At 56.9% G+C, this 19,502-nt stretch carries 16 protein-coding genes; 5 read left to right on the top strand and 11 right to left on the bottom strand.

Annotated features, from left to right (window positions below):
• The first annotated feature begins 35 nt into the window (after nt 1-35).
• On the top strand, nt 36-605 hold the full coding sequence (locus R3F64_RS01675; RefSeq protein ID WP_085918771.1) for a hypothetical protein: 570 nt from the start codon (nt 36-38) through the stop codon (nt 603-605).
• Between the two features lie 17 nt (nt 606-622).
• Here R3F64_RS01675 and R3F64_RS01670 read toward each other — a convergent pair whose 3' ends face one another.
• The 4 genes from R3F64_RS01670 to R3F64_RS01655 all read right to left on the bottom strand — a co-directional run bounded on the left by R3F64_RS01670 (nt 623) and on the right by R3F64_RS01655 (nt 5,306).
• Nucleotides 623-2,083 carry an amidase gene (locus tag R3F64_RS01670; RefSeq protein WP_332609414.1) on the bottom strand — a complete coding sequence of 487 codons (1,461 nt, stop codon included), beginning with the start codon at nt 2,081-2,083 and terminating at the stop codon, nt 623-625.
• A 7-nt stretch (nt 2,084-2,090) separates the two neighbouring features.
• Nucleotides 2,091-3,308 carry an MFS transporter gene (locus R3F64_RS01665; RefSeq protein ID WP_332609413.1) on the bottom strand — a complete coding sequence of 406 codons (1,218 nt, stop codon included), beginning with the start codon at nt 3,306-3,308 and terminating at the stop codon, nt 2,091-2,093.
• Nucleotides 3,309-3,317: 9 nt separating this feature from the next.
• A complete protein-coding gene (locus R3F64_RS01660) occupies nt 3,318-4,232 on the bottom strand; it encodes a SphA family protein (protein WP_332609412.1) in 915 nt (304 codons plus the stop codon).
• Between the two features lie 78 nt (nt 4,233-4,310).
• Nucleotides 4,311-5,306: a helix-turn-helix domain-containing protein gene (locus tag R3F64_RS01655; protein WP_332609411.1), complete on the bottom strand. Its 996-nt coding sequence runs from the start codon at nt 5,304-5,306 to the stop codon at nt 4,311-4,313.
• A 470-nt stretch (nt 5,307-5,776) separates the two neighbouring features.
• Between R3F64_RS01655 and hpaR the strand changes: the two genes are divergently transcribed.
• On the top strand, nt 5,777-6,232 hold the full coding sequence (gene hpaR, locus R3F64_RS01650; protein WP_264823246.1) for a homoprotocatechuate degradation operon regulator HpaR: 456 nt from the start codon (nt 5,777-5,779) through the stop codon (nt 6,230-6,232).
• Between the two features lie 60 nt (nt 6,233-6,292).
• On the opposite strand, the gene R3F64_RS01645 is transcribed toward hpaR, so the two are convergent.
• Together R3F64_RS01645 and R3F64_RS01640 are read right to left on the bottom strand one after the other, a co-directional pair.
• The gene (locus R3F64_RS01645) at nt 6,293-7,045 is read right to left on the bottom strand and encodes a methyl-accepting chemotaxis protein (RefSeq protein ID WP_332609410.1); all 753 of its coding nucleotides are present in this window, start codon (nt 7,043-7,045) and stop codon (nt 6,293-6,295) included.
• A gap of 562 nt (nt 7,046-7,607) precedes the next feature.
• On the bottom strand, nt 7,608-9,494 hold the full coding sequence (locus R3F64_RS01640) for a monovalent cation:proton antiporter-2 (CPA2) family protein (RefSeq protein ID WP_332609409.1): 1,887 nt from the start codon (nt 9,492-9,494) through the stop codon (nt 7,608-7,610).
• A gap of 100 nt (nt 9,495-9,594) precedes the next feature.
• Between R3F64_RS01640 and R3F64_RS01635 the strand changes: the two genes are divergently transcribed.
• From R3F64_RS01635 to R3F64_RS01625, 3 genes are read left to right on the top strand one after another with little or no spacing between them, the layout of a single operon-like run.
• The gene (locus R3F64_RS01635) at nt 9,595-9,885 is read left to right on the top strand and encodes a Trp family transcriptional regulator (protein ID WP_085918773.1); all 291 of its coding nucleotides are present in this window, start codon (nt 9,595-9,597) and stop codon (nt 9,883-9,885) included.
• A gap of 2 nt (nt 9,886-9,887) precedes the next feature.
• The gene (locus tag R3F64_RS01630) at nt 9,888-11,309 is read left to right on the top strand and encodes an anthranilate synthase component I family protein (RefSeq protein ID WP_264823248.1); all 1,422 of its coding nucleotides are present in this window, start codon (nt 9,888-9,890) and stop codon (nt 11,307-11,309) included.
• Nucleotides 11,306-11,974: an anthranilate synthase component II gene (locus R3F64_RS01625; RefSeq protein ID WP_085918775.1), complete on the top strand. Its 669-nt coding sequence runs from the start codon at nt 11,306-11,308 to the stop codon at nt 11,972-11,974. Before R3F64_RS01630 ends, R3F64_RS01625 begins: the two co-directional genes overlap by 4 nt.
• 11 nt (nt 11,975-11,985) lie before the next feature.
• Here R3F64_RS01625 and rluF read toward each other — a convergent pair whose 3' ends face one another.
• Genes rluF through relA form a run of 5 tightly spaced genes read right to left on the bottom strand, consistent with a single transcriptional unit; the run spans nt 11,986 to nt 19,453 of the window.
• Nucleotides 11,986-13,014, bottom strand: coding sequence for a 23S rRNA pseudouridine(2604) synthase RluF (gene rluF, locus R3F64_RS01620; RefSeq protein WP_085918776.1), 1,029 nt, complete (start codon nt 13,012-13,014; stop codon nt 11,986-11,988).
• Nucleotides 13,015-13,049: 35 nt separating this feature from the next.
• Nucleotides 13,050-13,595: a DUF924 family protein gene (locus tag R3F64_RS01615; protein ID WP_332609401.1), complete on the bottom strand. Its 546-nt coding sequence runs from the start codon at nt 13,593-13,595 to the stop codon at nt 13,050-13,052.
• Between the two features lie 43 nt (nt 13,596-13,638).
• A complete protein-coding gene (ppc, locus tag R3F64_RS01610; protein ID WP_332609399.1) occupies nt 13,639-16,287 on the bottom strand; it encodes a phosphoenolpyruvate carboxylase in 2,649 nt (882 codons plus the stop codon).
• A 47-nt stretch (nt 16,288-16,334) separates the two neighbouring features.
• Nucleotides 16,335-17,177, bottom strand: a complete 843-nt coding sequence (gene mazG, locus R3F64_RS01605) for a nucleoside triphosphate pyrophosphohydrolase (RefSeq protein ID WP_332609397.1) — start codon at nt 17,175-17,177, stop codon at nt 16,335-16,337.
• On the bottom strand, nt 17,177-19,453 hold the full coding sequence (gene relA / locus R3F64_RS01600; protein ID WP_264823253.1) for a GTP diphosphokinase: 2,277 nt from the start codon (nt 19,451-19,453) through the stop codon (nt 17,177-17,179). The genes mazG and relA overlap by 1 nt, the downstream gene beginning before the upstream one ends.
• Between the last annotated feature and the right edge of the window lie 49 nt (nt 19,454-19,502).

The following is a 19,502-nucleotide window of genomic DNA, read 5'->3' as shown; positions in this document are numbered from 1 at the left end:
TCTGCCTTCACTTTACGCTTCTAGGTGTAAGAAAAATGCCAATGAAACGCTTGGCAAGCACCCTCCTCTTTTGCGCCGTGCCATATGCTGGCGCCCATGCTGACGAGCTCGCGCCCGCCACTTCGTATGCCTTGCCGCAAAGTGAGTTAATGCAACTGGACAATGGCGTCATCCTCGAAGGCAGCGACCTGAGCAGTATCGACAGTTACACCAGCGGCTTCCGGTTAACCGCCGGCTTCAGCCCATGGCAGTTGCCCCAGTTGGATATCGGCGCTGAACTGGCCTACCGCGAGAGCGAAGAAGTGCCTATCTCATCAAGTATTAAGCCGTTGATCATGGACACCCTCAGCCTAGGTGGCGCTGTGGTGGCAGGTTTGCGTATGGGAGCATTCAGCATCTACGCCAAATCAGGGCTTACCGAGTGGCGCGGTGAAAGCTACCGGCCAATGCAAGGCATTGATGAAAGCGGCACCGCCCTACTGCAAGGGTTTGGCGCCACTCTCACCGTCGACCGTCTCGTCAGCCGCCTGGAATACGAGCGGGTCGACGACCCTACTCTTGATCATCTCAATATGCTCAGCGCTTCGCTACACCTGCCGTTTTAAATGCCACTAGACCGACGTCAATGCGAGCTCGTCATGGCATTGACGGGTGGCCGCTTATTCGCCCAGGGGCGCGCCTGCTCAAGCTGAGCCGCCAACGACAGCAGCGTACTCTCGTCACCGAATCGCGCGGCAAAATGGCTGCCGATCGGCAGACTATCCTGCGTCCAATACAGCGGAACCGACATGGCCGGCTGGCCGGTCGCGTTAAAAATAGCCGTATAGGGCGAATAGCTATGGAACTGATGAATGATGTCTTCAAGACTCAGCGTATCGTCAAAGGCGTCCAGCTCACCGATGATTGGCGGCTTGCGTGTCAATGTCGGCGTCAAGATCAGATCGTAGTCACGCATGAAACCCGCCACCGTTCTGCCCAGCGCATGCATATACTCGATGGCCGCAATGTAGGTGGTGGCGTCGAGATGGCCTTTTTCCCTCAGCATCACCCTGGTGCGAGGTTCCAGCTCGGTATCCTTGACAGGAGATCCGCGCATCTCGCCGAGAGTATTGATGAAATTCTGCGTGTTAGGCGCGATGATGCTAAAGGTATTATGAATAAACTCGGGCAGGTTCACCGGCAACGATACCGATTCAACGCGGTGTCCCAGGGATTCGCATAACGACGCGGTAATCTTGACGGCTTCTCGCGCCTCGGCGCCTGATTCCCAGGGGGCCATACTTTCCACCACGGCAATGCGCAACGTGCCAGGCGACCTTTCCACGGCGTTCAGGAAGGAGTCACGCTGTTCCGGAGCGGCATAGGGTGCCCCGAGGTCCGCCCCGCTAGTGGCATCAAGTAACGCTGCGCTGTCGCGCACCGACAGGGTCATCGCGTGAGGCGTCCCCATGCCTCCCCAGCCCTCACCTACCATCGGGCCCGATGGCATCCTGCCCCGCGTAGGTTTAAGACCAAAAATGCCGCAACAGGATGCCGGCACTCGGAGGGAGCCGCCGCCATCGTTGCCGTGGGCAAACGGCACCACCCTGGCAGCCACCAGAGCGGCAGCACCGCCACTCGAACCGCCCACGCTTCTCTCCGGGTTCCAGGGATTACGCGTTGCCCCAAACCGGCTCGACTCGGTGGTATAGGAAGTGCCGAACTCAGGGGAGGTGCTGGTACCCACGAACAGGCAACCCGCGCGCCGCAACCGAGCAACGGCCTCGGCATCGATTTCCGCACGCGCCTCTCCCAATGCAAAGGAACCACTGGCCATCCTGGCCCCATTGAGGGGCGAAAAAAGATCCTTAACGAAGGTGGGAACACCACAAAATGGCTGCCGCGTGTCGACGTTTTCCTTTGCCGCCTTCTGCGCCTGTTCATATAGCGGCTCGGCCAGCGCATTGAGCTGAGGGTTGACGGCTTCCAGGCGATCGATGACCGCCGTTACCAGTTCAGTGGGTGAGACGTCCTTCTGCCGCACCTTCTCGGCAAGCCCAACGCCATCCTGACTATCCATCAACGTATGTATATCGCGTGTCATTTCACTATCACTCATCGGCTGTGGTGGTTAAGGGAGGCGTGTCGTTCTGTTTGGCAAAGAAGGCATACGTTAACCAGATGACGGCTGATCCAAAACCGATCAATGCCAGCATGGCGATGGCATGCGTCAGCCTGCCGGTCATTGACATCAGGAAGGCGACACACAAGGGACTGACAAACTGTCCTAGATAAAGGCAGGAGGTAAATCCGCCCATTCCTCGTCCATTTTGGCGCTTGTTCAACGCATTCATGACCGGGGTAAGCGCATTGGGAACTAATAACCCCGCCCCCACACCATGAATGACGACGGCAATAAAAATACCCGTGAGTGAGCCAGCGTTGATGAGCAGCATCAGTCCGGAGGACATCAACCCCAGCAGCAGGGCGTTAGTGCACTTGATGCCAATGGTCTTGCGAATCAGCGGCCAGGCCAGCGCCCCCACCAGTGAGGCGAGCAGACCGGCGCCCGTCGCCATGCCGATCAACGTACTTGACGCGATTCCCAGTTGAACCATCAGTCTGGGGGTTTGCACGGGCACGACAAAGCTCAACACCATGCCACCGAGAATCAACACATAGCCAACCACCAAGGCAACCCCATCAATGCGCTGCCTATCGGGCGTTTCATCCTGCTCAGAACGTGCAAGGGGTTCCCAGAGCACTTTCATCATCGGTATGACAAGCAACAGAGGCAGCAGGTAGAGATAGAAAGGCGTGCGCCAGGATTGCTCGCCAAGCGCCCCCCCGATGACAAAAAACAGGGCACCCACCAGCGCGATCGAGATAACCTGCGCATTGATATAGCGGAGTCTGCGCTCGCCCTGCCAATAGTCTGCAATCAATGCCGTGCAGCAGGTCATCACCATGGCCTCGCTACAGCCGAAAAGAAAACGGGCAATGACGATCGACTGGAGATCATTGAGGAGCGCAGGCGCAGCCCCCAGCAGCGCATAAAGCAAGGTGGCGAAGATCAATATGAGTTTTCGGCCCACGCTATCCGCAAGCCAGCCCGCCAAAGGCGCGAATATAGCAATGGCTAATGCCGGGCCGGTAATCGCCAGCGGTGCAAGCACCTCGACGCGAGGTTCGCTGGCTGCAAATTCCGCGATCAATTTGGGAATGATGGGCGCCACCATGACGGATCCCATGATGGTCAGGCTGCTCCCCAACACCAACACGCTGCCCTGAGACCGCCCCGCTTCGCGGGGTAAATGTGCATTGCTCATCATGCCCCCTTAGAAGCTGAACGCCATTGTTAAACCGATGTTATAGCCTTCGGTGCGGTTCTCGGCGCCAAACTCCTTGTACGCATGGAACCTGATCGGCGGAATCGACGATCCTGGGTCGAAGAAGCCAATGGCAGGCCCTGCGGCCACCACCGATGCGCGATTACCGCCTTCCAGGCCCGGGGCATCGTCATCGATAATTTGCTGATAGTGATAGCCACCGACGCCGACCGTCCATGGGCCCACATGCTTGCCTACCGCAAACTCATGGCGATACTCCGTGCCACTCCGGTAGTCGGTGTCATCATTGCGGGTATTGATGTCGAGCTGAAACGAAGACGAGACCTCATAGCCGCTATCGCTGACATAGGTAAACGCCGCCTGAGGTGTAAAGGCCCAGCGATTCAACCCCGGGGAGACGAGGCGCTCTGAATCGTAATCCCCCGTGGGCGCCTGGATCTGGAACTGTGCAAAGATCGACAGATTGGGGCTTGGTGTCCACTGCAGTAACATCGGCATGAACTGGATATCCGCCAGCTCAAATACATCGGCCTCGTCGCTGAACAGCGTCGCACCACCTCGCTTGACCTGCAGCTCGGAGTCCATCTTGAAGAAAGGCACGACCGTTCCGAAACCGTAACGGGCGCCCAGCACTTTCTGATCCGTCATGTAGAAATAGGCCATTGACAGCGAGAGCACATCTAGCGAGAAATCATTGCCTGTATCGTTTCCGTCGTTATCTTTCTGGGCATCCGTTGAGTAATACGCGGCTCGAAAGCCCACTGTGCCATTATCCGTGGAGGGAGGTAGATAACCTGCGCCAAAATCCAGCAGCCCCATTGCCGTCGTCGGTGTGCCATTTTCGGTGGCCATGGAAGCCGCTGAATAGCTGCAGGTGAGTGCCAATAAAATGCGGGGTAGCATTGTTTTTCTTGGAGTCATTGTATTGCCTCTATGTCTCGGAATGAGCCATTTCAGCTTATGACGCTGCCGAAAAGGGCGTTATCCGAGATTGGCAAACCTGCTTATCATTCTCCCTCGAGTGTCTGATGGGCGCTCTCCGAACAGGTTACGGTAGTCCGAAGTAAAGTGACCTAAATGCCAAAACCCCCATTCGGCGGCAATATCCTGGATCTGCTTGTCTTGGCTTCCGGTACACAGGGCTTTATGAACGGCATTGAGCCGCAGTATACGCAGGAAGGACACTGGACTGATGCCGAGCACATCCTGAAAACAATACTGCAGCTTTCGTCGACTGGCTCCTACATGGTTGCATAAGTCCATGATGGACAAAGGAGTATCGCTATGCTCGATCGCGTATGTACGTGCACGATCCACCATCTGCTTTTTTCGTGTCGTCGACAGGGGAGGCAAGCAAGCCGTTTCACATGTATCCAGCAGATGCATCAGCAGCAGGTCTTGGGCATTCTTCTTTTGTACTGGTTTTGCGAGCTGTCCCTGCTTGCTTAGCAGGAATATACGCTCGACCGCCTGCGCCAGCGCATTCTGGTCATGCGGTTGACTGAAAGGGAAAAAGTAAGGAGCACAGCTGGCCTCAAATGCCAGGTTCTGCTTAACGATATAGTCAATCAGCAAATCCTTTTGCACACTCAAGTTAAACACCTGCAGTCCTGCCGGCGTTCTTAATTCAGGTAGATCCTGAGCATCGGAGACAAGCAGCCCCGGGGTGGTAAAGATATTACCAAGGCAAATCAGATCAGAGGGGCTTTTGCGCGTCGAGATACTAAAGCAGATCGTATTTTTGAAGGCCTCCCCACTCTTGATCATCGCCTGATTGGTTTGATCTTCGATAATCTGGATATTGGGCAACTCCAGCTGGGAGATCTGCCCCAGGAACTTGCCGGCAGACACCTGCTCATAATTGAGCGTCCATCCACTTGGCGTTTGCGCATGCTCGACAACATCGTGGGTTTGACGCTCGACGAGCGCAGCCGTACATGGGTGTTCCCGGATAATGGATTGCTCACTACTCACCATGATTCTCCTTGACCTCGAGATTATTGTTGGCTTTTTAGTCAAGCAACTTCCGCGCTATATCAGCAGTTTGGCTCCCCCAAAACAGCTATTCTCACTGTCCGCTGAATCAAGGTATAAAGCATTTCAGCCGTCGCGTCTTGTTGTTACTTGCCAGTATTATTGGCCCTGAGTGCCATTCACAGCGCTGGTCTCTGGCCTTCCGCCCCCACCAATTCCCCACGACCATCATGGATGCACCATAACAGGCTAAACCCTTACCCCACCTGTTAAACTATATGTCTCATCCCAGGATGGTCGATCGCCCAGTAGCGGCATGTGAGTTTTGTGAATCCGCGTTTGTCACGTTCTGCCGTGCATCGTATGCTTTCACGTTGCCAGATGGCCGTGCTGGCGGAATCGACAATCAGGTAATGTTCTCATTGCCATCAGACAGCTTGCCTGGCCTGGTGGCTATTTAGAAAAGGCAACACATGGTACGCCCTACCCCCTCCTTGACGTTGGCATTGATGCAAGCCCGTGAGTCAGCAATGGACTTCTTCAGGCCTCATCTCAATCGCCACAACATAACCGAACAGCAATGGCGGGTGATCCGTATTTTGTGGCAATCGGAAGATCAAACCCTGGAAAGCCATCGGCTGGCCAAGCTCGCGTGCATACTGCCGCCCAGCCTGACAGGCGTCCTGGTTCGACTGGAACAGAATGGCCTGGTGGAACGCTGGAAACCTGCCGCCGACCAGCGGCGTCTGTGCGTTACGCTTACCGCAAAGGGCAATGCGCTTTTCGATGAAATGAAAGGTGAGATGATCAATCAATACAAGAAGATCCAGCAGGCGCTGGGAGAAGAGAAGTACCGCACCCTGATGAACTTGCTTAAAGAAGTGCAAGCACTTGATCCAGATGAACTGCCTTCCGACCCCGACGCGTAACGCTGAACGGCTATCGAGACCGTCGAGTCAGTTTGTCCACACTGCGCGCCCTGAACGTTTTTACTGCTCCTGGGAATCCAGAACGTCTTGAATGCGTTGGGTGGCTTCCTGCGTTTGGTTGGCCAGTTTCTTGACTTCATCGGCGACGATCGAAAACCCTCTGCCAGCCTCGCCCGCTCGTGCCGCTTCAACGGCGGCATTGAGCGCCAGCAGATTGGTTTGGGTCGCAATCTGGCTGATAACGTCCACCACCTCTGACACCTGGTGGTAAGTCTTGTGGTTGTTCTCGACGATGGTTTCGTGAGCTGACTTGGCCGATCGCTCATCCTCAATGTTGCGAACCGCCCCGATGACACGTAACAGCTGCCCATCTTCATCCCGGATGGCCCGGCCACGCTCTCTAAACCAGCAGTAGCCGTGTTGTTTATGGTACATGCGAAATTCTTCCACGTATTCGCCCGAGCCCAACGGCGAGAGGATTTCCTTTTCAAAGGCCGCCAGAATATTGGGCAGATCATCGGGATGGGTAATGTCCTTCTGGCTGTCCATCCCGTTGGGCAGCTCCTCCCGGGTATAGCCCAGAAGGCTCCGAAACTGGTCGGTGATGATCATCTCGCTTGACGGATCTTCTACGTTACCGTGATGAACGATAAAGTCCCAGACGCCTTCAGTGAGCGTCAGTTGTATCATCTCCCATACCCTTTGCTCCCCTGCCAAGCGCTGACACTCTGCTTCCAATGCACGAATACGGTCATCTTTTTGGCTAACAAGCGCGGCATGCTGCTTTTCCATTTCCGCAAGCCTGTTTGCCATTGACGCTAACTCTTGAGATAACGCCTCTTCTGACGCTGACGTTCGTTCAATAAACGTTTGGATGGTTGAAAACACATCTGAGTTGCGGCGTAACTCGCTAAGCAAAGTGCTGTCAATGGCGCCCTGGGCATCCTCTAACTGACCAAAGAAATTGAGAATATCGTTTGCTAGCCTTTTTGATGACCCCATATGTAACATTGTCGCTACCCTCTAGAGACTTGGCGTATCAAAGCAGCGCCTCGTCATCGGTTTCATACACCGAATAATCACGGTGGGTCTCCTCACTGTGATTCCTGGGGCAGGTCATTTCTTGTATCCGGATGCCGGTGACTTGCATTTCCTTGCCATCCACCGGCAGATGGGCGCCGATAGCTTACTTGGCAAGGCAGTATTGATAACCCGAATGCGCTACACGACGACCTAATCAATCTAATCGGAGCTTTTTTTGCCACACCTGATTCTTAGATAGGACTTTCCGGTATCCAACGTCAGGCATTTTCTTGAGCCTGGCCCTTTTGTGCTAATGTCATTGCTTGTCTTAGCACGTCAGCAATGAAGGGGATCATTGCTTATCCGCTTCAGGTGGCGTCCAGATCGGCACATCTTCACGCTGAGGCTCGGGCCAATCCTGGTGCATGGCACTATTGAGGGATTCTTCCAGTTTCATAAACAGCTCACCGTAGCGGGGGCTGAAGCTGATACCTCCCTCTATCTCTTTCCAGGCAGCAAAGAGCTCATCCTCGTGGGCCTCTTCGTTCTGTACAAATGCCCAGGTCATCTGCTTGGCGCGCATGGGATGAACGCCCACGGCGGTCAGCGCGTGGCCACCCAGTTCCAGCGCCGAATGGTAGGTTTCACTGACCACATCATCAGCCCCCGCTTCACGTAACTGGTAGCTGTGGCCGCGGTCAAAGGCGCGGGCAAGCACCCAAACATGGGGGTAGGCACGCTTGACATGCCTGACCATCTGCAAGGCACGGTCGCGATCATCCAGCGCGATGACGAGCAGCCGAGCGTACTCAATTCCCGCCGTTTCGAGCAAATCGGAGCGACTGGCGTCACCAAAATAGCTTTTTATGCGAATTTTTCGCAGGTTCTCGATTTGTTCGATCTCGAGATCCAGCGCCACAATGGGAATGTTATTAGCGCGCAGCAAGCGGCAGATAATCTGCCCAAACCGCCCTACGCCTGCCACGATAACCGGCGCCTGCTCTTCTATCGTATCGGCCTCCCGGTCATCGTTTTTGACTGTTAGGTAACGCGGTAGCACTAAGCGGTCATAGGCAATGAACAGCAGCGGCGTCACGAACATCGAAAGTGCCACCACTAGCGAAAGCACCTGGGAGATATCGGTCGAAATCACGTTGTTTTGTACACTATAGGTGAGCAGCACAAAGCCGAATTCACCGGCTTGGGCAAGGCTTAACGTGAATAGCCAGCCGTTGCTGCCATGCACTCGAAAGAGCAGTGCCAAGCCCAGCAAAATTAAACCTTTGACAACGATGACCGCTACGCCCAACGAGAGTACCGTCCCCCACTCTGCCGCCAGTACCGAGAAGTTGATGCCCGCGCCGACGGTAATAAAGAAAAGCCCCAGCAGCAGACCTTTGAAAGGCTCAATATTGGCTTCCAGCTCATGTTTGAACTCGCTGTTAGCGAGCACCACGCCCGCCAGAAAGGCCCCCAGGGCAGGAGATAGATTGACCACACTCATCAGGGCGGCGATACCAATAACCAGCATCAGCGCCGTGGCGGTAAATACCTCGCGCAGGCCAGAGCCAATCACATAGCGAAACAGCAGCGGTACTAGATAGTAGCCCGCCGCTATCACGCTGGCGATAGCGGCGACGACCACCAAGGCGTGCGCCCAGCCGGGCAAGTGCGCGACCAAGCTTAAACTGGCGTGGCCATCACTGCCGCCGGTACCCATCAGCTCGGGCAGCGCCAGCAGCGGAATCAACGCCAGCATGGGAATCACCGCCATATCCTGGAACAGCAGCACCGAGAAGGCGCTGCGCCCGCCTTCTGTTTTGGCCAGCCCTTTCTCATTGAGCGTTTGCAGCACAATGGCTGTGGAAGAGAGCGCAAAAATCAACCCCACTGCCAGGGCAGTTTGCCAAACAAGCCCCAGCCACCAAGCGATGATGGTGCCAGCCGTCGTCGTTAGCGCTACCTGAAGCCCGCCCAGACCAAATAGACGCACGCGCATCGCCCAAAGGCCCTTGGGATCAAGCTCCATGCCCACCAAAAATAGCATCATCACCACACCAAACTCGGCGAAGTGCTGAATGGTGGTGGTCTCCTGCCCCACCAGCCCCAGGATAGGGCCAATCACCACCCCGGCCACCAGATAACCCAGCACCGATCCCAGGCCAAAACGCTTGGCAAGCGGTACCGCAATCACCGCGGCAACTAGGTAAATAAAGGCTTGAATAAAATAACCGGTCATCGACGTTCCTTAACGTAATTCAACACTCACTGCTTGACTTTTCCAGCTAACAATATACCGTACTAGTACGCTAGTACACACTTATTCATCGGCCTTGACCATGCCCTCAAACGAACACTATCAGGCTGAACTCATTCGGCACTTGCTCGCCATCGACTCGCCGGACGCAATGGATGAGGCGCTGGCCAGCCTGCTGACCCCTGCAGAGTATCAAGAAATCAGCAAGCGCCTACAGATTTTTAAGCTGCTACGCGAGGGTGTGCCACACCGCAAAATTGCCGAAACACTGGGCGTGGGCATCGCTACGGTATCACGGGGTTCCCGCGCCTTGGCCACGTTACCCTCTTCAACATCGCCACTTTCTTCGCTACCCACTTCACGGAATGATTGATCATGACCACTGCTGATACGCATGCATCGACAGGGCCTGAGCCGTTTACGCTGCCGCGCAAGCCGCACTATGTGACGCTGGCGGCGGACTGCGACTTTTTTGCCCTGTTTCAAAAAATCGAGCGGCAGTTTACTAACTGCTACATGCTGGAGTCGCTGGGCGAAGATAGCCACATGGCGCGCCACTCGATCATCGGCTTTGACCCAGAATACACGCTCTATGCCAATGGCAAGACGCTGACGATCGAAGACCGCGACGGCCATGCCAACCACTATCCGAGCGATAACCCATATGAACTGCTGCGCAGCCTCATCCCGCAGAATATTATTTCGCGTAAATACGCCGGCGGATTAAGCGGTTACCTCGGTTACGACGCGATGCAGTACTTCGAGCCATCGCTGACGTTAAAAGCCAGCGATGATTTCGATACGTTCCGGTTCGGGCTCTATAAAGATGGACTGATTCTCGACAAGATGACCGGTGAGGTTATCTATTTTTACTACGACAATAGCCGCTACGAGTTCCTGCAGACGCTGATTGACGCCGAGGACGCGCCGCCCGGCCCGCTGCATATCACGGCCCTGGGCGATACCATGAGCCAGGCGGAGCACGCCAAGGCCGTGGCCAAGGTGAAACAGGACATCATCGACGGCAAGGTCTTCCAGTGCGAGGTCGGCTTTAAAAAGCGCTTCCGGATTCAGGGCGATACCCTGGCGCTGTATGACCAGCTCCGCACCATTAATCCCTCGCCGCAGATGTACTACGTCAAGTTTGGCGATCAGAAGCTGATTGGCGCCAGCCCCGAGCTTCTATTCCGGCTGCGCCAGGGTGAAATGGAGACGTTCCCGCTGGCGGGCACAACAACTCGTGGTCAAACGCCTCAAGAGGATACCCAGCTTGCCCGGGCTCTGCTCAATGACCCCAAAGAGATCGCCGAGCACAATATGATCGTCGATCTGCACCGCAATGATATTGGCCGGGTGGCACAGTTTGGCACGGTAAAGGTGCGCAGCCTGATGGATATCAAGCGTTTCAGCCACGTTCAGCATATCTCAAGCGAAATTGTCGGCATTATCGCCGAAGGTGACGACATGTTCAGTGCCCTGGCCAGCAACTTCCCGGCGGGCACCCTCACCGGCGCGCCCAAGATCGAAGCCATGAAAATCATCGACGATCTGGAGACCGATGGGCGCGGCCCCTACGGCGGCGCCGTGGGCCAGTTCTCGTTCAACGGCGACTGCACCTTTGCGATTCCCATCCGTACCGTTTTCGTGAACGGCGAGCGCGCCTATGTGCAAACCTGCGGCGGTAACGTCTTTGACAGTAATGCTGCGGATGAATACGAAGAGATTCGCCGCAAGTTTGCCGGCACCCGCAAAGCCCTTGCCCCCTTTATGGAGACGGACATGGAGAGCCAAGCATGAAGGTACTGATCATCGATAATTACGACTCCTTCACCTATAACCTTTACCAGTTCATCGGTGAGATTCTGACCACGGAAAAAAATCGCGGTAAGGTGCCCCATTTCGAGATACTCGTTAAGCGCAACAACCAGATCGACTTCAAAGCGATTGAAGCCATGGCGCCGGACCGCATTATTATCTCCCCCGGCCCCGGTTCACCGGATGACCCGCGTTACTTTGGCGTCTGTGCCGAGGTGATAGAAAAGCTTGGCAAGACCACCCCGCTGTTGGGGGTTTGTCTGGGTATGCAGGGCATTGTGCACGTGTTCGGCGGCCAGGTGGTCAAGGCGCCGCTACCCATGCACGGCAAGATCAGTCCCATCAACCACAACAACCATTCGGTATTTAACGGCGTGCCCGACCAGCTTGAAGTGATGCGCTATCACTCACTGATTGCCGATGCGACCACCCTGCCCGAGTGCCTGGAAGTGACCGCCACGGTTGGCGCCCTGGCGGCGGACAACTTTGAACAGCGTAGCCGCTGGCAGGCGGTCGGCGAGTTTGAGTTGATGGGCGTTAAACACCGGGACTATCCCATCCACGGCATTCAGTTCCATCCGGAATCGTTTGCAACCGAGGGCGGCAAGGAGCTGATTGGCAATTTCCTGTTTGCCTATGCAGCCTGACGCCATCGCCACTACTTTCGGCGGGGGGCCGGCTTTCCTTTAACCGGCTTTTTTTTCACAGGCTTGCCCTGTCCGGCTGCTTTCCGGCCGGAAGGAACCCCACTCGACTTGCCTTTAAGCGCTGGTTTGCCGCCAGCGCTTTTGGCCTTGGGCCGCCCCGAGGCGCTGGCAGTGCGTTTTCCCGCCGCTTTTCCCGCCCTTTTGCTCGGCGTTTTGTCACCGGATTTACCGCCACGCTTGCCCGGCGTACCCGCCGCATTTTTCCGGGATTTGTTCTGACCGCCCGAACGCTTTGGAGCAGACGGCGGCGCGGGCTTGGCCTCTGAACTGGCGGTTAACGCCTCAAGCGTCGCGATCTCTTTCGGGGTCAGGTCACGCCAGTCACCCAGCGCCAGGCCCTTTAGCGACACATTCATGATGCGCGTGCGAATGAGCTGGGTGACGTCATAGCCGAAATAGTCACACATGCGGCGAATCTGGCGGTTCAGCCCTTGCACCAGCGTTATCGTGAACTCGAAGGTGGATACCTTCTCCACTTGGCATTTTTTAGTGACCTGGCCAAGAATGGGCACCCCGTTCTGCATCCCTTGAATAAAGTCATCGGTAATCGGCTTGTTAACCGTTACCCGGTATTCCTTTTCATGGTGATTGTTGGCACGCAGAATCTTGTTCACCAGGTCGCCATTATTGGTGAGCAGGATCAGTCCCTGGGAGTCTTTATCCAGCCGGCCAATGGGAAAAATGCGCGTGCCGTGTTTTACAAAATCGACAATGTTGTCTTTTTCGCTCGGCTCCGTGGTACAGACGATACCCACCGGTTTATTGAGCGCTATGAGGACGAGATCTTCCTCTTCCTGGGGCTCGATATCCTGGCCGTTCACCTTGACCCGATCGCCTGCCACCACCTGATCACCGGTGGTCGCCCGGCGACCGTTAATCCAGACGTTGCCCTGCTCCACAAAACGGTCGGCTTCCCGCCGTGAGCACAGACCGCTTTCGCTGATATATTTATTGATACGGGTAGATTTTCGTAACGTCATAGAACGCCATGTGGCTGAAAGAGATAAATAAACGGTTAAAAAGACGACCCGGGCTGCTTCAGAAACGCCAGTTCCTCGTCGGTAGAGTCCCGTCCCAGAAGCGCATTGCGGTGCGGGTAGCGCCCAAAGCGATCAATAATCGCTTTGTGGCGCACTTCAAAGTCGAGGTTTTTCTCCAACCCAGGCTGGTTAAACAGCTCCATCGCCCGCTCGTGAATTGTCGCCGACTCGCTATGCATATAGGGCATATACAGAAACGCCCGCTGCTCACTGGAAAACTCAGCATCGGCGCCAGCGGCCACCGCTTCCTGAGCCAGCGCCAGCGCCAAGGTATCGGTGGCAAAGGCACTGGCGTCGTCGCGATAGATATTGCGCGAGAACTGATCCAGCACGATGATCTCCGCGAGCCGCCCTTGGGGCGTTTTCCGCCAGGCGTAACACTCGCACTGCGCTGCCTGGGCATGCAGAGTGCCAAACCGCTCCCGGATCGCCTGATCCATCTCGGGGTCTTTTTTAAACCACTGCGCAGGCGTCAAGGCCTCAAACCAGAAATCGAGTACCGCTTGAGCATCTGATGACATTGACGCCTCCTGATGGTGACAAAAACGCTGATGGTGATAAAAACTAGCCCGTATTACGTAGACCGGCCGCAATCCCCGCCATGGTAACCATCAGTGCTCTTGAAAGATCGGCGCTGATAGCCCCGTCGGCGTCACGATTACGCTGCAAGAGCTCCGCCTGCAAGCCGTGGAGCGGATCGATATAGGGGTTACGCACATCAATCGCCTGACGAATCAGCGGCGTATTTTCCAGCAGTTCCTCCTGCTGCAGAATATCCAGCACGGACTCTTCCAGCCGTGCGAACCGCTCACGCAACTGTTTACCCAATGCCTTCAACGAAGGCTCGTCCACCAGGCGGTGCTCGTAGTAGGCAGCAATCGCCACGTCGGCTTTGGCCAACAACATTTCCAGCATATCGAGGTAGGTGCCGAAGAACGGCCACTCGTTGCGCATTTCCTGTAGCACTTCGCGCCCGCCCGGCTGCGCCAGCCGGTGCGAGAACGCCTCGCCACTACCCAGCCATGCGGGCAGCATCAGACGTATCTGCGTCCAGGCAAAAATCCACGGAATCGCGCGGAGTGTCTCCACCCCGCCATCCTGGCGGCGTTTAGTTGGCCGCGAGCCCAACGGCAGCCTACCCAGTGCGCCTTCCGGTGTTACCGAACGGAAGTAAGGTACAAAGTCCGGGTCTTCACGCACAACGCCAACATAGGCGGCGTGGGCAACGCTGGAAAGCTGGTCCATCTCTTCGCGCCAGTGCGGTTCGGGTGCCCTCGGCGGCAGCAGCGTGGCCTCCAACACCGCACAGGCATAAATTTCCATCGAACGCAGGGCAATATCGGGCTGACCAAACTTGAAGCGAATCATCTCGCCCTGTTCAGTCACCCGTAGGCTGCCGTTCACCGAGCCAGGCGGCTGGGAAAGAATCGCCGCGTGGGCGGGGCCGCCGCCACGGCCAACGGTGCCACCGCGGCCATGAAACAGGGTGAGGTCGACACCATGGCGCTCACACACATTGACCAACGACTCCTGAGCGCGGTACTGGGCCCAGGCGGCGGCCAGCTGCCCGGCGTCCTTCGCAGAATCCGAGTAGCCAATCATCACCTCCTGGCCCTTGCGCATCAGCTTGCGATAGCCCGGCAGCGCCAGCAGTTGGTCGATCACGTCGCCTGCGTGATCCAGGTCGTTCAGGGTTTCAAACAGCGGTGCAATCGGCAGGGTCACGTTGCCGCCGGCCTCTTTCATCAACAGCGCTACGGTAAGCACGTCTGACGGTTCAGCCGCCATGGAGATGATGTAGGTCCCCAGCGCTTCACTGTGCTCCTGGGCGACCACCTTGAAGGTATCGAGCACCTCGCGGGATTCTGCCGAACACTCCCAGCGGCGCGGGATCAGCGGCCGCCGCGATTCAAGTTCGGCCAGTAAAAATTCCTGGCGCTGGGCTTCATCCCACTCACGGTAGTGACCCAGGTTCAGCGCGTCGGTCAGCTCTTCCATTACCTGGGCATGACGGCTGGCTTCCTGACGCAGGTCGAGCTTGGTCAGCGTGACGCCGAAGACCGCCACCCGGCGCAGGGTGTCCAGCAGCGCGCCGTTGGCGATGGTGTCCAGGCCCACATCGCACAGAGAACGGTAGCAGGCCAGCAAGGGCGCATACAGCTGGTCGCGGGTTTCGATAATCGGCCCGCCGTCATAGTTATGCCCCTCCAGCTCGGCCTTTGCCCAGTCGCGAGTGAACTCCATTTTCGCCAGCAGGCGCTTCAGTACTTCGCGGTAAGGCTCTGCCACGTCGCCCGCTTCGGCTTTAAGGGCGCTATTGGCCTTCCACATGGAGAGCTCGGTCTTGAGTTGCTCAAGGTCACGCAGGTAGAGGTCTGCTGCCATCCAACGCCCCAAAAGAAGCACTTCTTTGGTGACCTTGGCCGTGACGTTCGGGTTGCCATCCCGGTCACCTCCCATCCAGGAGGCATAGCGAATGGGCGCGGCGTCCAGCGGCAAGCGTTCGCCAGCGGTATCGAGCAGCAGGTTGTCCAGATCACGATGAAAGTCAGGCACCGCCTGCCACAGCGAATTTTCAATCACGGCAAAGCCCCACTTGGCCTCATCGACGGGCGTGGGTCGTTCATGGCGAATCTCGTCGGTATGCCAGGCTTGACTGATCAGTTCCTCCAGCCGCCCCTGTGCGCGGGCACCACGCTCAGGGTAGTCATCAGAACCTTCAATGGCCGTCAGGCAGTCGTCGATGGCATCGTACTTTTGAATCAGCGTGCGGCGAATGACTTCGGTAGGGTGCGCGGTGAGCACCAGTTCAACCCGCATATTGGCAAGGCTCTCGACAAGCTTGCGCGGCGAGTTGCCTGCCTGCTCGGCGCGCTTGAGCAGCTCGCCCAGCACCGGCTGCGAGCCTGGCTTGTAGTCTTCAACACGGCGGAATCGCGCCCGGTAGTGCTGCTCGGCGATATTGGCGAGATTGAGGAACTGGTTGAAAGCACGGGTGACGGGCAGCAAATCCTGCTCAGGTAGCTGACGCAGGTATTCAATCAAATCACGTTGCTGTAGCGAATCACCCTGCCGCCCCTGCTTGGCATGGGCACGAATGGTTTCGATTTTATCGACAAATGATTGGCCTAGGTCGTCGGCAATGGTACGCCCCAGGCTGTCGCCCAGAATACGCACGTTATCGCGCAGCGATTCGTGTAGATCATGGCTCATGGCGTGGCCTCCTTGCAGGGGTCGCGTATAAACGGTTGATAACGATGTTATTGGGTGTCTTCGGCTTTGGCTGCCTGCCAGTGGGCTTCCATCTCGTCCAGCGTGGCCTCGGCGAGTGGCCGCTTTGCAGCGCTGAGTTCGCCCTCTACGTAGCGAAAGCGCCGCTCGAATTTGGCATTGGTCGCGCGCAGGCACTGTTCCGGGTTGGCCCCTAGCGTGCGTGCTAAATTAGTGACGGCAAACAGCAGATCACCGACTTCTTCATGGGCGTGCTGCTGGTCGCCTGCGGCAAGGGCCTCTTCCACTTCATCAAGCTCTTCGCGGATCTTGGCCAGAACGCCATGGGAATCCGGCCAGTCAAAGCCCACCCTTGCCGCGCGTTTGGAAAGCTTGGCCGCACGGCTAAGTGCGGGCAGGGTTCGGGGCACGTCATCAAGCACCGAGGCAGGTACGCCTGCCCTGTCAGCACGCGCCCTTTCGTCACGTTCTGCGGCTTTCAGCGATTCCCAGCGGCTATTCACCTGCTGTGTCTGTACGTCCCTGGCACTGCCCCCCGGTGGTCGACGTGAGTTCAAGGTGCCGTCGGGGAAGACATGCGGGTGGCGACGCAACATCTTGTCGGTGAGCGTATCGATAATGTCATGGAAATCGAAGCGCTGCTCTTCCGCCCCGAACTGGGCGTAGTAAACCACCTGAAACAACAGATCGCCCAGCTCGCCGGGCAATTCATCAAAAGCGCGGCGTTCGATGGCATCGGCCACTTCGTAGGCTTCTTCAAGAGTGTGAGGCACGATGCTGTCCCAATCCTGCTTGATATCCCAGGGGCAGCCCTGCTCATGGTCTCGAAGCACCTGCATCAGGGTGAGCAAATCATCCAGCGAGTAACGCATCAGCCCCTTCCCCCCCGCGTTGTCTTGTCCGGGTCGGTGTCGCGCAGGCGACGCACCTCGGTCACATTGGGCAATTGTTGAATACGTGAGAAAAGACGCCCCAGCGCTTCCAGACCATCGACTTCCAGGGTAATGCGAAGCCGGGCAATACCTTCGTCAGTGTCGGTCAGCGTATTCACCGCCAGCACGTTGACTTTTTCGTTGCCCAGCAGACCGGTGACATCGCGCAGCAGGCCTGAACGGTCCCAGGCCTGGATCTCGATAGTTACCGGATAGCGCGTCTCGGCGCGCTCACCCCACTCCACCTCAATAATGCGCTGGGGTTCGTCCAGGCGCAATTGCAGGATGTTGCTGCAATCCTGGCGATGTACCGTCACGCCGCGACCCTGGGTAATGAAACCGACGATGGGTTCGCCGGGAACCGGGCGACAGCAGTTCGCCATGCTGGTTTTCAGGTTGCCGACCCCCAGCACGGTAATATCGCTTTTGGTCGCCTTGCTGGACTGACGCTTGGGCTTGGCCAGCAGTCGGTCGAGCTGGTCCTGGTCATCGGTTTCACCAAACAGCTGCTGGGCCTGGTGAAGAACCTGTCCAATGCGCAAGTCGCCCGCCCCCAAGGCGGCATACATGTCATCCGGCGTTTGGTAATTAACCGCTTTGGCCAGCTTGGGAAGATCGAGCCCATCGACATCCAGGCGGCGCATTTCACGATCAAAAAGCACGCGACCTTCGTCCAGGTTTTGATCGCGGGCCTGGTACTTGAACCAGGCCTGGATCTTCGCCCGGGCCCGGGAGGTGCGCACATAGCCAAGACTCGGGTTGAGCCAGTCCCGGCTTGGCCCGCCTTTTGTCGCTGTAAGAATTTCGACCTGCTGACCGGATTTCAGCTTGTAGGTAAGCGGCACGATACGGCCATTGACCTTGGCCCCGCGGCAACGGTGTCCAATTTCAGTGTGCACGCGATAGGCGAAATCGATAGGCGTGGCGATCCGTGGCAAATCGATCACGTGGCCATCGGGGGTAAACACGTAGATGCGGTCCGGGGCGACATCACTTGAAAGCCCTTCGCGCAGGTCGCCAAAGCCGCCAACCTCGTCCTGCCACTCGAGCACCTGGCGCAGCCAGGCGATTTTTTCCTCGTAGCTGCGGCTCTTGGCGTTGGTGTCGTGGCCCTTGTAGCGCCAGTGGGCACAGACCCCTAGCTCGGCTTCGTCGTGCATCGCAAAGGTGCGAATCTGAATTTCCAGAACCTTGTTTTCCGGTCCCATCACAGCCGTGTGCAGCGACTGGTAGCCGTTTTTCTTGGGGTTGGCAATGTAGTCGTCAAACTCGTTGGGTACGTGATGCCAACGGGAATGAACAATCCCCAATACCGTGTAGCAATCGGCCACTTCAGGCACCAGGATACGTACGGCGCGTACGTCGTGAACCTGGGAAAAATCGATCCGCTTGCGCTTCATTTTGCGCCAGATCGAATAGATGTGCTTGGCGCGCCCATCGACATCGTAATGGTGGATGTTCTGAGCTTCCATCAAGCCTTTCAAGGTCTCTACGACATCATTGATATAGCGGTCCCGGTCAAGGCGTTTTTCCGCCAGTAGCTTGGCAATCGCTTTGTATTCATCTTCGTGGAGATAACGAAACGAGAGGTCTTCCAGCTCCCACTTGAGCTGGCCAATACCCAGGCGGTGCGCCAACGGTGCATAGATATCGGCCACTTCCCGGGCGACCTGTTGGCACTTTTCACGGGGCGCATCTTTGACCTGGCGCAGGGCACAGGTACGCTCGGCAATTTTGATCAGCGCCACGCGCACGTCACTGACCATATTGACCAGCATCTTGCGCAGGTTTTCCTGCTGGTTGTGCTGGCCCATGCCATGGTTGGGGGCCAGCGGGTAGCTGATCGCGGCCATCTGCAAGACACCATCGATGAGGTTGGCCACCTCATCACCGAAGCGCTTGGTGACTCCCTCCAAACTCAACAGGCCTTCTCGCACCGCACGATAGAGAACGGCTGCTTCCAACGTTGACTGGTCGAGCTTGAGTTCCCCCAGGATGTCGGCCATCTCCAGGCCCATACGAAAGCTGGAACCCGGCGTCAGCCACACACGGTGTGACCTGGGCGCCTCGAGCTCCAGGGTTTGAGCAAGCTCACAGGCCTCGCGTAAACGCGCTGGTTCCGGAAGACGCACGTCTTCTTGCAGGCGAGATAACCATTTCTGCAAGTCCACCGTTCCGCTGTCAGTTAGCGGCTGGTCTTCACGCACTTTTACCATGACGATTCTCATCCATTCGAGGCAGCCGTTTGCGACACCGCTGCCGAGG

It is taken from the genome of Halomonas sp. 5021 (assembly GCF_036663435.1).
In the GTDB taxonomy this organism is placed as follows: Bacteria; Pseudomonadota; Gammaproteobacteria; order Pseudomonadales; family Halomonadaceae; genus Vreelandella; species Vreelandella janggokensis.
Note: the sequence above shows the minus strand (reverse complement) of the source record. Positions and strands in the feature narration are given on the sequence as shown.

Coding starts and splice junctions, on each gene's coding strand:
- R3F64_RS01675 (WP_085918771.1), top strand. CDS start 36: ATGCCAATGAAACGCTTGGCAAGCACCCTCCTCTTTTGCGCCGTGCCA.
- R3F64_RS01670 (WP_332609414.1), bottom strand. CDS start 2,083: ATGACACGCGATATACATACGTTGATGGATAGTCAGGATGGCGTTGGG.
- R3F64_RS01665 (WP_332609413.1), bottom strand. CDS start 3,308: ATGAGCAATGCACATTTACCCCGCGAAGCGGGGCGGTCTCAGGGCAGC.
- R3F64_RS01660 (WP_332609412.1), bottom strand. CDS start 4,232: ATGCTACCCCGCATTTTATTGGCACTCACCTGCAGCTATTCAGCGGCT.
- R3F64_RS01655 (WP_332609411.1), bottom strand. CDS start 5,306: ATGGTGAGTAGTGAGCAATCCATTATCCGGGAACACCCATGTACGGCT.
- hpaR (WP_264823246.1), top strand. CDS start 5,777: ATGGTACGCCCTACCCCCTCCTTGACGTTGGCATTGATGCAAGCCCGT.
- R3F64_RS01645 (WP_332609410.1), bottom strand. CDS start 7,045: ATGGCAAACAGGCTTGCGGAAATGGAAAAGCAGCATGCCGCGCTTGTT.
- R3F64_RS01640 (WP_332609409.1), bottom strand. CDS start 9,494: ATGACCGGTTATTTTATTCAAGCCTTTATTTACCTAGTTGCCGCGGTG.
- R3F64_RS01635 (WP_085918773.1), top strand. CDS start 9,595: ATGCCCTCAAACGAACACTATCAGGCTGAACTCATTCGGCACTTGCTC.
- R3F64_RS01630 (WP_264823248.1), top strand. CDS start 9,888: ATGACCACTGCTGATACGCATGCATCGACAGGGCCTGAGCCGTTTACG.
- R3F64_RS01625 (WP_085918775.1), top strand. CDS start 11,306: ATGAAGGTACTGATCATCGATAATTACGACTCCTTCACCTATAACCTT.
- rluF (WP_085918776.1), bottom strand. CDS start 13,014: ATGACGTTACGAAAATCTACCCGTATCAATAAATATATCAGCGAAAGC.
- R3F64_RS01615 (WP_332609401.1), bottom strand. CDS start 13,595: ATGTCATCAGATGCTCAAGCGGTACTCGATTTCTGGTTTGAGGCCTTG.
- ppc (WP_332609399.1), bottom strand. CDS start 16,287: ATGAGCCATGATCTACACGAATCGCTGCGCGATAACGTGCGTATTCTG.
- mazG (WP_332609397.1), bottom strand. CDS start 17,177: ATGCGTTACTCGCTGGATGATTTGCTCACCCTGATGCAGGTGCTTCGA.
- relA (WP_264823253.1), bottom strand. CDS start 19,453: ATGGTAAAAGTGCGTGAAGACCAGCCGCTAACTGACAGCGGAACGGTG.